Genomic DNA, 12,322 nt, shown 5'->3' with positions numbered 1-12,322 from the left:
CCTATCAGTCGCCTCGCCATAACCGGGGACAACCTGTTGAGGCTCCACACCTAGCACGCTGCCGTACCCAAGGCCCCTTCGCGAATTGGGGTAGCCCTAACGCCCCGGTTCGCACCCACTCATCCAATAGGAGCATGCCTGCCGACAGCCGAGAGGATGTCTCGTGCGTCCTGCTCGGGCGCTGACGACAAGGGTGGTCTGCAAGATGCCGCTGACCGCGTTCAAATTCCAGTTCCGCGAAAAGGTCGACGAAAGGCGTTTCGGACGCCTGGCCTTCTCAATGGCATTCAGGGGAGGGGACGAAGGTTCGTCGGCTGCTTTTTACCGCTCTCGTAGCGCTTCCTGATTATATTTCGCCAGTGGCGAGAGAAAGTAGCCGATGATACTGCGCGTGCCAGTCTTGATCTCGACCGTCACCGCCATGCCCGGCCCGAGCTTGACGAGCTTGTCATCTACCTGCATGGACGTTCGGTCAAGCGAAACGCGCGCGGCATATTCCAGTTCCTGATCTCTCGGCTCACTGTCGCTCTGCGCTGCGCCCGGCGCACGGTCGTTCGACGCGCTCTGTTGCCTGTCGCGAGCTATGGCGTCAGATGACACGCTGAGCACTTCTCCATGAAGAAGCCCGTAGCGGGTGAAGTTGAATGTGTCGACCTTGATTTCCGCCTTCTGTCCCGGGTGGACGAATCCGATATCTCGGTTGGAGAGCATGGCCTCGATCTCGAGATGGCTCTCACTCGGAACCACGACGGCCAGTGGCTGAGCAGGCGTCACCACGCCTCCCACCGTGTGAACGGCGAGTTGCTGCACCACGCCATCGACCGGCGCGGTCAATTGTTGGAGCTTCGTGCGTCGCTCGGCCTTGATCACCTCCTGCCCAGCGCTCGCAGCCCTCTGCTCGGCTTTCGCGAGTGCTTCATAGGTCGCGCGCCGATACTCCGCGGTAGTCTTTTTCCTCGTTTCCTTTAGCAACGCGATGGCTGCATCGGCTTCGCGCAGCCGGCTCTGCTGCAGGTTGACATCCTGCTGAAGGCCGACCAACTCCTGGTACTCGGAGAGATATTCGACCTTCGAAGCAAGTGCCTTGTCGACGAGCTTCTTTTGAATGTCGACTCGCTCCTGCAGCAGCGGCATCGTCGCCTGGAGCTTCGCGCCGGCCGCCAAGGTGGTCGATCGTTCCGCTTCCTTCTGAGTTTGCTCGCGATCGATCTCGGCGAGCTTGGTGTTCTGTTCGGCGAGCTGACTGACAAGAAACTGACGATGCATCTCGATCTCCGCGGCGCTCGCGCTCTGCGGCGGCCGGAAGGCTGCAAGCGGATCCTCCGCGAGCGCTGCACGCAGCCGCGCGACGTCGAGTTCGGCCGAAAGGAAATCGCTTTTCTGACGTTCCTGGTCGGCGTCCGTCATGGTCGGGTCGAGCTCGATCAGGACGTCGCCAGCCTTCACGCTCTGTCCATCGCGTACGTTGATAGCGCGGACAACGCCCGTCTCTAATGGCTGGATCAGCTTGGTGCGCCCGCCTGGCACGATCTTGCCCATCGCGGTTGCGACAATATCGACGCTGCCCAACGACGCCCACACCAGCGCGAAGCAGAAGACCGCGATGATACTCGCCGCGATCGCGCGCCCGATCGGCGACGGCGGCGATTCGGTGATTTCGAGCGCCGCCGGCAGGAACGCAACTTCGTGCTCGTGGCGGCGAAGTTGGGTTCTCGGAAATGCGACGATGTTTCGGCTAGCGGACTTCATGAATGCCCGCCTGCAGGTAGTGGAGGTTTGCGTAACGCCCGTTCGAGCGGATCAGGTCATCATGGCTACCGTCCTCGACGATGCGGCCATGCTCGATCGTGATGATCCGGTTCGCGTGGCGTACGGTCGAGAGCCGGTGAGCGATGACGAAGACAGTTCGGCCGGCGGAAATTCGTTTCATGTTCTGCTGAATGGCGCGCTCGCTTTCGTAGTCCAGGGCGCTGGTCGCCTCATCGAGGATGAGGATGCGCGGATCGGTAATGAGCGCCCGAGCGATTGCGACACGCTGGCGCTGCCCGCCGGAAAGACTGCTCCCGCGTTCGCCAACGACGGTGTCATAGCCCTCGGGCAGTTCCAAAATGAAATCGTGAGCGCCGGCGAGCGATGCCGCTTCAATGACGCGCTCCATGGGCATAGCCGGATCAGCGAGCGCGATGTTCTCGCGAATGGATCGGTTGAAGAGCACATTCTCTTGCAAGACGACGCCGATCTGGCGTCGAAGCCAGGTTAGGTCGACCATCGCCAGATCGACGCCATCGACCAGCACGCGTCCACTCTCCGGCACATAGAGCCGCTGTATCAGCTTGGCGATGGTGCTCTTGCCGGAGCCCGAGGAGCCCACGATGCCGATGACCTGACCGGACTCGACGCTGAACGACACGTCGTGCAGCACCTCGGGGCCGTCGACGCGGTAGCGGAAAGTCGCATGCTCGAATGTCACCTGCCCGCGGATCGCCGGCAGCGCGGCGCGGCCAGGATTGAAGCTTGGCTCGGGAATGGTGTTGAGGATGTCGCCGAGACGATCGATCGACAGGCGGGCCTGATGGAAATCCTGCCAGATCTGCGCGAGCCGCAGCACCGGCATGCTCACGCGCGAGGCCAGCATATTGAATGCGACGAGCTCGCCGACGGTCAGGTCGCCGCCGATCACGAGCCTGGCACCGAAATAAAGGGTTGCGGCGACGACCAGCTTGTTGATCATCTGCACTGCCTGGCTCGCCGTATTGTTCAGGCTGAGCACGCGGAAGCTCGCGGTCACATAGGCGGCCAGCTGCTCCTCCCAGCGGCGCTGCATCTGCGGCTCGACCGCCATGGCCTTCAGTGTCTCGACCCCCGTGACGGTCTCGACCAGGAAAGCTTGATTCTCCGAGCCGCGATTGAACTTCTCATCAAGGCGCCGGCGAAACAGCGGCGCAGCTCCCGCGGAAATGCCGATGTAGAATGGGAACGACGCCAGAACGATCAGCGTCAACGGCGTCGTGTAGTAGAACATCACCGCAAGGAAAACGACGGTGAAGACGAGATCGATGACAAGCGTGAGCGCCGAGCTCGTCAGGAACTGGCGGATATTCTCGAGCTCGCGGACGCGGGCGACTGAATCGCCGACGCGGCGTGTCTGGAAATATGCGATCGGCAACGCCATCAGGTGACGAAACAGCCGGGCGCCGAGCTCGACGTCGATGCGGTTCGTCGTGTGCGCGAACAGATAGACGCGAAGCGTGCTGAGAACAGCTTCGAAAACGGTCACCGCGACGAGACCTGCGATCAGAACGTCGAGCGTGCTGATGCTTCGATGCACAAGCACCTTGTCGATGACCACTTGGAAGAACAGCGGTGAGATAAGCGCAAAAACCTGAAGGAAGAAGGACGCGACCAGCACTTCGCCGAGAAGATGGCGATACTTGTGGACTGCGCCGACAAACCAGCCGATATCAAACCGTCGAGAGAGATCCGTCAGGGCCGCGCGCCGGGTCATCATGATAATGTCGCCGCCCCAGATAGCCTCGAGTTCGGCCTGATTCATTGCAATGGGTTGCGGCGACGATGGGCGCTGAACGAGGAGCGTGTCGTCGACGACCTTGCCGAGGATCAGGAATCCACCGTCCCGAAGCACGGCGATTCCCGGCAGCGGCGTAACTGCAAGCCGATTCCAACTCGTCTTCTGTGCCTGCGCTTTGAGTCCGAAATCTCTTGCACAGCGCAGGACTTCGGTAACACCCACTCGCGCTGCGCCCATCCGATGCCGGATTTGCTCCGGGTCGGCCGCGATGCCATGGCAACGCAGCAATATCGCCAAGGCAATGAGCCCTGAATCATCGCCGCTCTCGGATGCGGTGGTCGCCACCTCGACGGGTGGATCGCGTTGATCGGCGAAACGCGGACGCATCAAGGCGCGCCGCACCAGATCACGCCCGCGGACACTTATGCCAATAAGGGCATGAAGCGCTCGCTGCACGACGTTCTGTGATCCAGCCAAGATCAAACGGCCGTCCCAGATTGCTTCGAATTCCGCGCGCGTGATCATCTTCGAATTCGACGAGGTTGGATACAGCACAACCGCGCCTTTGTCGCTGACCTTTCCGAGAAGCAGAAACCCGCCGTCATGCAGCGAAGCGATGCCGGGCAACCGGATGCTCGCCAGTCGTTTCCAATGTGTCTTGCGCGAACCGACCTTAAGCCCGAACTGGCGGGCGCAGCGAAGCATCGCGCGGATGCCGACTGCACTGCCGCCGCCACAGCCATCACGGATCTGGTCGGGCTCAGCGTTCACGCCATGAAGGCGCAGGAACAGAGCCAAGGCTCGAAGTCCAAGGTCTGCGGCGTGGGCATTCTCGTTCTGCATCGCCATACTGGCTTAACCCTTCGCGGATAGACGTCCGCGTTCGATCTTCCTTCTCAGCATTCACAAACTGACGGTGCCGCACCCAGGCGCTGAAGCCCCTGGGTGCGGCGTCGATCAATGCTGCGGTCTGGTCAGGTACGAGTCCTGATTCCAGTTGGCTCCATTCGACAAGGACGCCACGATCTGACCGGCATCGACCCGGCCGGAGTGACCAGCCAGATACTGGTTCAGCAGCGCAAAACTCTGGCTTGCCAGAGACGCTGTGGCCGTGCCGGTCGCAAGCGGATGATCCGCCATGGCAGTGTTTTGCGGCGCCAAGGTCCTGGCGGCGCCGGCGACCAGGTCCCTATGCTCGTTCAGCAGCGCAAAGCCCTGGGTTGCCAGGGACCTTAGCGACGTAGCGGGAGCAAGCTCAGGATCCGTCTGGGCGATCGTCTGCGGCGACGTTGTGGTGGTCGCAGGCCGAGGATCCGTTACGGCGATGGTCTTCGGCGAAGCTGTCGAGATGGCGCCGGTGACCGGGTCCTTCGCCGTTGCCGTCAGCGTGAGTGTCGCCACCGGATGAGCCGCGCCCTTGTAGTTCGATTGCAGCGTCAGTCCGCTGTCGACCTGCGCGGCCGTCAAGGTGATGTTCTTACCGCTAAACGTCTTGCCATCGAGTTTGTCGGTGATCGTCTCGTACTTCGGCAAGCCCGTCACGTTCACGGTCACGACATCGTTGGGGTCGGTCGTTGTCACCTTGACCCCCAGGTCGACCGTACCGCCCAGCCCGTTCACCGTGAGCGTGGGATCCGCGATGGTGAGGACCGGCGCGATCGATGGCGGGGTGGTTGGGGTGGCTGGGGTCGTTGGGGTCGTTGGGGTTGTTGGGGCTGTCGATGACGTCGCGACCTGGAGACCGGAGAACGTCTTCACTGCGCCCGCAAGATTCGCAGCGACACCGCTCGCGTCCTTGATGCTCGCTCCGTTCGGCAGATTGACCCTGGTGATGGCGAGCGCCGAGGTATTGGTGTCCGTCGACGCGACAGTCGTGCGGAAGTTGAGCGCACCCGTCCCGGAGCCGCCGACATAGGTGGCGGTCGCGCCATTATTGAGTGATAGCGTCGGCGTGCCCGACACCGCCACGGCCTCGTTGAAGCCGAGTGTCAGCGTGACCGTGTCTCCGACGTGCTCGGTGCCGGTTCCCGGAGAGGCTGTGGCCTGCGTCACCGCCGGCAAGACCGGATCGATCTGGAGACCGGAGAACGTCTTCACCGCGCCCGAGAGGCTCGCCGCAACACCGGATGCATCCTTGATGCTCGCGCCGCTCGGAAGATTGACCCCGGTAATGGCGAGCGCCGAGGTATTCGTGTTGGTCGACGCGACCGTGGTGCGGAAGGTGAGCGCGTTCGTACCCGAGCCACTGACATAGCTGGCGGTTCCGCCGTCATTGAGCGACAGTGCGGGCGTGCCCGTGACGGTCACGGCCTTGTTAAAGCCGAGCGTCAATGTGATGGCATCGCCGGCATGCTCGATTCCCGTTGCCGGCAAGGCGGCGACCTGCGTCACTGCCGGCTGGATCGTTGACGTCGTCGACGGAGAGACGTTGGCACCCGTGACGGTGTCGCCGCTGCCCGCCTTCTGATAGAGTTGAACGCCATCGATCTGCATGTGCATCGACGATGGGGTCGAGCTATCGAGAGCCGTGTGCCATCCGGCCGCGTTGGAATTCGCGACCTGATTGCTCATGATCAATTGCATCGGTTCATTCGGGATCGGCACCTGCGCGCTGGTCACTTGTGCCATCTGTTTCCCGTCGAGATACCAGGTGATCGATTTACCGGGGTCCCAGTTGATGCCGTAGGTATGGAATCCGGCCGTGAGGTCGATGCCGCTGTCGACCACACCGCCGACCGTCCCTGACCGCGTGTGGAGGTGGTAGGAGAACGCCTGGTTAGCCGGTCCCGAACCGGTGTATCCACCCTCCTGCATATCGATCTCGAAATTGTCGCCGCTGGTGCCTGCGCCTTTGCCAGGCATCAGCCAGAGGCCCGGCCACGCGCCGTCGCCGCTCGGCGCCTTCATGCTGATCTGAAGGTAGCCGCCATTGAATTCGAAGTTGCCATAGCTGCTGACCGCGCCGGACGTGATCGGGAATGTCTGTGCGGTTCCCTGGTTCATACCACTGACGGGCTGTTTGATCGCGTTGAGATCCAGCAGCCCGTTGCTCACGGACACTTGGCTCGGCATATCGTAGTCGGCATCATACGCCCCGCCCGGCCCGCTCCCACCTGATCCATTGCTATTCCAGGCCCAGCCGTTGGCGGCATTGCTGGTGATGTAGTTATGCCAGTCGCTATCGAGCGCCGTACCGGAGAAGTTTTCCTCAAATACGAGGTCGCTGGAAGCAAAGCCTGTGGGTGTGGAAAGAGCCATTCCGTGATCCTTCTTTGGCGTTGAAAATAGGGAATTCCACTGCCGCGCATCGCCAAGGTGCGCGACATGTCACGTGCTCGCAGCTAGGCGCCGCGAACGGATTTCAAAAAGCGGAGATTTGGATTTGAAAGTCCTGGCCGCAGACATTGTTGCCGCGCGGAATTAACGTTGAACTCGCCATCGCAGGTAAGCTTTATCGACGGGAAGGCTCGTCGGGCCTTCCTCCTTGAAACCATAAATGGTGTCGCAGTCGACGGAGGGAAGGAGTTCAACGGTTCGAGCTGCAGCTGGATTTAAGTCGAGCGCAGTTTCTTCGGCGGGCGTATCGCCGAGCTTGCCGTATGGTATAAGCACAGTAAACCCTTAGTTAATTGCGTCTTTTTTGTTTTCATTCCACCTGCGCCCCTAAGCAAACGCAGGCATTTCCGCTGCCTTAATTATTTACACACACACACCATACTTGCACCAATATGAACTGATCATCTGAGGGCGATGCACATAACGTAAGCGACCTTACCGCCGTTTGAGGCGAGAATGAGGCTAGGTTAAAAACGTATTAACACCTCCTAATATAGAAAGTGATCGAAGAGCCGCACCCCAACGTGCCTGCATCGCCTCATATTTTTCAAGATCTGAACGGCGCCAGGACGTGCAACCGAGTCCAAGGCGGAAGTACGATCGCCTTATGCGGCTTGTTGAAATGGCTGGAAAGTGGCCCTACGGCGCGAGGGCGCTTCGGACGGCCCCGCGGATTGTCAATTTTGAATCGCGCAACCAGTCGCCAGAGCTCTACCTCGTGGCCGTTTGCCAACCGCCTGGCGTGCTCCTGCGCCTCATCGTCGTCTGTGCAGGCAAGGTTGACCCCGCCCATAAACTGGCCGTGTTCGTCCAGAACATACAAACGATAATGCGGCATCGCTTGTCCCGACCGGCGACAACATTCTAACAGTCAGCCTCGCCGTGGAATGGCGAGATCTTTCTTACGAGTTACCTGCGATGGGCGCGTGCTGAGTGACGGTCCATGCGCTTGGCAGTTGCAGATCGACGCTCTCGATGGAGCCGGCGCCGCCAGTCAACAAGGCCATCTCTGAGCGTTTCCGTATCAGCCAAACCGGGCTCCCCCTACAAGGCCTGCATCGGCGCTGGCTATGCTCTCCAGGCGCGGAACTGCGATAGCAAATGCTGTGACAAAGCTTCGGCGGCCCCGCCGAGGCGCGTCGTGGCGTAGGCGAACGCGGTAAGGGCAAAGCCCGCCATGATCGCCCCGGCCCGCCGGGCGGCGCCGACCTTGCCACGCGTGGCCGCTCTCAGGTCGCTCGCCACGGCGCGCGGCAGCACCTCTTGGACGTAGCGCCATTCGGCTCCAAGGCCGTCCTTGGACCCTGCGAGACCCGTCAACACCGCCTTGGCGGTGCCTTCGACCAGGCAGCGGTGGACGAAGTATTTCCACGTGGTGCGCTGGATCGGCACGGCGTGGAGCACACGCGCAGCTGGCCGATACGCCCAATAGCCCCCGGGGTATAGGCCGGCGGCCCGGATGCAGAATTCCGTCTCCTCGCAACTCTCGGCCTTGCCGCCGATCCTTGCTCGGCCGCTGACGGAGAATCCGAGCTTGCGGCGCCCGAGATCCGGCGCGAATCCACCAGCACGCCGCAGTACATCGGCGCGCACCGACATGTTGGCCCCGATCGGGTTGCGGATGCGCCCGTCCCGCACGTGCATACCGGCGTAGGTGCAGCCCACAACCCAGTGGAACTCGCCGGGAAACCAGGAGGGCGGCGGCGCTTGCCACAGCGGCTCAACCGGGCCGCCGGCTCCCAACACGGCTGGATCGCGATAAGCCTCCAACAGCGCCTCCAGCCAGTGCGGGTCAGCGACGGCGTCATCATCGATGAAGGCGATCACCGGGGCCGTGCTGTGTTCCGCTCCTGTCATGCGCCCGCCCGACAAGCCGGGTTGCCTGGCATTGGCGAGGACCGTGACGCCCGCAATCTCGCGCGCGGCGCGCTCCAGCAAGGCCTCGTTGTTGTCCACGACCACGACGATTTCACGTGGGGCAAGTGTCTGGGTGCGGACGGACCCGACCGCACGCTTCAACTCCTCCCAGCGGTCGAGAGTGTGTGCGCAGATCACAACGGAGGCTTCGGTCATTGGGCTTCCCGGACGGTTCCTGAGGCCTGGCGGGTGTCGCGGGTCTGCGCCGCCCGGGCCGTCGCGGCTTTGAGGATGTTCCAGATCACGCTTCCATCATTGCGGATATCGAACTGGTCGTGTTCGTCGACGGGATAGCGTCCGCTGTCCTGCCGCGATACCAGCCGCCACACCATCCAACCAGCGCAGCTGGGATCACGGGCAAGCGTGTCAAGCCACATGGCGTAAGCCTCGGCGGAGTCCCGATTGGAGCGGGCATAGCCGAATTCCTCCAGAAGCACCGGCTTTCTGGCGCGGGCCGCCAACTGGCAGAACTCGGTGATCATGTCGTTGAATTGCTGGACCGTCAGCTTGTAATAGAGCGGGTAGCCGTGCCAGGTCCCGAAATCGAGAGTCGGGATCGTCAAATCGGCTAGCTTCACGAGAATATTGGCATTCCCTGAGCTGACAAGGTGATTGGGATCGAGGGACTTGACGTAAGCCGACATTTCGGCGGTCCAGGCCAATCGCAAGGCCTCTGGCTGCGCATTGCCTTCGTTCATCAGCTCCCAGGCCATGATGGTCGGGTCGTCCCGGTAGGCAAGTCCGGTGAGCGGGTTGACGCGCTGCACGACGTGGCGGACCCAGGTCCGGTAATCCCGCTTCGTGCGTGGGTCGTTAAAGAAAAACGTGGACTTGTCCCGGCTGCCGTACCAAGCCCGCATCTGCTGGGCGCCGCCCGTGTAGGCCCAGAAATCCAGGACGGCGACGATGAGCCTCAGGTGCCGCTTGCCGGCCTCGGCGATGAGGAAATCAACCTTCTGCATGCCGTTGGTGCCGTCATTGATCGCCATCCTGTTTTGACTGGGATCCCAGTAGAGCAGGTACGTGCCCTTGGCCGCCAGATTGCTGGCATCGCCTTCAAGCCGCCAATCCCAGATCGTAGCGACGCTTCCGTCGACCGACCCGATCACCGGCTGGAGGAAGATGCGGACCACATTGGCGCCCATCGCCACCGCGTCATCGAGAACGCGGGTGACCTCATCCCGCGAACCGTAGGTCAGATAGTGGTTGTTTACGCCGGTGACGAAGAACGGGCTGCCGTCCAACGTGAAGTTCGTTCCGGAAGTCTTGATGAAGGACGTTGCCGATGGATCGTTCGCGGTGCTCGCGCTTGCCAGAACGGACACGAACGCGAGCATGAGCGCGCACAGCCACGCTTTGCGCAGTCCGTATTTCGCCCATTGCCAGTCGACAATCATCCCTCCACGTGACCCTTGCCGGAGGCGCAGCGCAAGAGCCCCGGAAGGACTACCCCTTCTGGCCTCGCACAGGCCGGCGTCGATCGGGCATAGTGGTGCTGGGCCGATTACGGTCGGTCGCTCGAGTAGGGATCCCGTGCTGTCAGACATCTTCCAGTCAAGTGTTCGGCTCCCCACATGGCGAGCCCCCGCAACCGCGGCAGGTGGAAACCACCCTCGCGCCGCGGGGCGCGCCGCGGGGCGCGCCGCGGCTTTCCATCTGCCGCCCCTGGCTCGCGGGGCCTACGGCGGAGTCCAGGTTGGGCGGTTGCCTGAGGGGGTTCTCGTGGGAGCTGCGAGCTGGCGTCCTTTTGAAATCCGAGAGCATCAATGCGCATTTGCCTGAGTCTCGATCCGTCCCGGCTGCTGCGGTGGCACCTCTGGCTGGCAGAAGCGCTTGCTGAAGTGCCCGGCAACGAAGTCTCCTGCGCTTTGGCGGCCGGTCGCCGGCCGCTGCCGTTGGTCTGCCGTCTGGTGCTCGAACTCGAACGACTGGTCTATGGCATTCGCGGGAAGGGCGCCATCGACCCCGTCGAGGCGGCGCTGCGGTGCCTACCGCCGCCTCCGGCCGACCAAGTGGACGTGGTGATCGATTTGAGCGGAGAGGAGCCGCTCCCGTCGGGACGGCGCGTGCTGACGCCGCTCTTCAACGGCGTGCCGGGCGAGATCGGAGTCATGGCGGCCTTGGCGAATGATCAGGACCTTCTCGTCGACCTGCACGACACGGCGCGCCCGTCGCAGCCGTGGATGGCGCGTCCGGCCAGTGCAGACCGTGAGGTGTTCGCAGCGAGTCTCGATAGCGTCCTGTCCTGCGCTGTGGCGCTGGTCGTCAAAGCCCTGTGCGAGGAAACCGGTTCAATCGCGCCCGGTATCCCCGGTCCACGGACGGCAGCGACTTCGTTTGGCGCGCTTTCGGCGCTTGCAACGGCGACCGGCACGGTGGCATCGAAGGCAATCAAGTTCTTGGACATCCTGGCGAGGGGCGGCAGGATGTGGGGGATTGGCTGGCGCTTCGATGAATCGGCGAGCCTGCTCGACAGAGGCGAAGCAACCTTTCGGGTGCTCACCGGAAATACCGACAGCTACCTTGCCGACCCGTTCCCGTTCCGGCACCGGGGGCAGGATTTCATCTTCGTCGAACAGTATCTCTACTCGAAGAACCGGGGGTGCATTGCGGTCGTGGCAGTGAACCGGGACGGGACCGCTGGCGCACCCCGGATCGTCGTGGAGGAACCGCATCACCTCTCGTACCCGTTCGTGTTCGAGCAGGATGGGCAGATCTGGATGATCCCCGAATCGGGGGCGGCCAGGAATGTCAGCCTCTACAGGGCAGTGGAATTCCCCTACCGGTGGAGGCGGGAGGCCTGCCTCATCGAAGGCATCGAGGGCTATGATACCACGCCGCTCTGGCATGAGGGCGGCTTCTGGTTTTTCGTCAGCCCAAGGCTGTGGAGGTCCACGTCCTGGGATGTCCTCAGCCTCTACCATGCCGAGAGCCTGACCGGGTCTTGGACGCCCCATGCCGCCAACCCCGTCCTGCTCGATGCCAGGCTCAGCCGCCCCGCAGGCGCCGTGATCCAACACGGCGGACGCACGCTACGCCCGGTGCAAGACTGCGCGCGCGGCTATGGCGGCGCGGTGACGTTCTGCCAGATCGATGCGCTCGGCGCGTCGGAGTTTGCCCAGACCCCGGTCGGTCGCATTTGGTCCGGAGCGTTGGGGTGTCACACCTACAACCGCCGGTCTGGCTTGGAGGTGATCGACCTTTTCGGGCATATCCGGGGTTTGCGAGAGGTCACGACCTCATATCGGCTGCTGGCACCCGACACGCTCTCGGCACCTCGTGAGATCCCGGGACCAGTGGGCAACTCCTCTCCTGGCCGGTCTCGCGTCGGAGTTACCTACCCGTAGCAAGGCGGTCGAGCGCAAGGTACCCCCCGCGAAGGACCGGGCACGGTGGCCCGGGGGCTAATGGTTTTGGCAACGCTGCCAATACAGCTGCTCAAGGTGATCGGTGCCGCTGCCGTGATATCCGCGCTGGTGGTATGGGCAGGAAATAACCTGAAGGGATACCCCAAAAGAGCTAATCACATATTGTCTTTTC

6 protein-coding genes are annotated in these 12,322 nt (G+C 62.4%); 1 reads left to right on the top strand and 5 read right to left on the bottom strand.

What is annotated here, in order from left to right; translation table 11 throughout:
* Nucleotides 1-321: 321 nt before the first annotated feature.
* The 5 genes from AC07FD_RS38975 to AC07FD_RS38955 form a co-directional block, all read right to left on the bottom strand.
* Nucleotides 322-1,749, bottom strand: a complete 1,428-nt coding sequence (locus AC07FD_RS38975; RefSeq protein WP_478354130.1) for an HlyD family type I secretion periplasmic adaptor subunit — start codon at nt 1,747-1,749, stop codon at nt 322-324.
* On the bottom strand, nt 1,736-4,378 hold the full coding sequence (locus AC07FD_RS38970; protein WP_478354129.1) for a type I secretion system permease/ATPase: 2,643 nt from the start codon (nt 4,376-4,378) through the stop codon (nt 1,736-1,738). The genes AC07FD_RS38975 and AC07FD_RS38970 overlap by 14 nt, the downstream gene beginning before the upstream one ends.
* Before the next feature lie 108 nt (nt 4,379-4,486).
* On the bottom strand, nt 4,487-6,787 hold the full coding sequence (locus AC07FD_RS38965) for a family 16 glycosylhydrolase (RefSeq protein WP_478354128.1): 2,301 nt from the start codon (nt 6,785-6,787) through the stop codon (nt 4,487-4,489).
* Nucleotides 6,788-7,933: 1,146 nt separating this feature from the next.
* Nucleotides 7,934-8,938 (bottom strand): glycosyltransferase family 2 protein, encoded by a 1,005-nt coding sequence (locus AC07FD_RS38960; RefSeq protein WP_379026902.1) that lies wholly within the window; start codon nt 8,936-8,938, stop codon nt 7,934-7,936.
* On the bottom strand, nt 8,935-10,179 hold the full coding sequence (locus tag AC07FD_RS38955; protein WP_478354127.1) for a glycoside hydrolase 5 family protein: 1,245 nt from the start codon (nt 10,177-10,179) through the stop codon (nt 8,935-8,937). The genes AC07FD_RS38960 and AC07FD_RS38955 overlap by 4 nt, the downstream gene beginning before the upstream one ends.
* A gap of 369 nt (nt 10,180-10,548) precedes the next feature.
* On the opposite strand from AC07FD_RS38955, the gene AC07FD_RS38950 reads away from it, so the two are divergent.
* Entirely contained in the window at nt 10,549-12,129 is a 1,581-nt protein-coding gene (locus tag AC07FD_RS38950; RefSeq protein WP_478354126.1) for a glucosamine inositolphosphorylceramide transferase family protein, read from the top strand.
* The last annotated feature ends 193 nt before the right edge of the window (nt 12,130-12,322 follow it).

The organism is Mesorhizobium waitakense, assembly GCF_056431085.1.
Note: the sequence above shows the minus strand (reverse complement) of the source record. Positions and strands in the feature narration are given on the sequence as shown.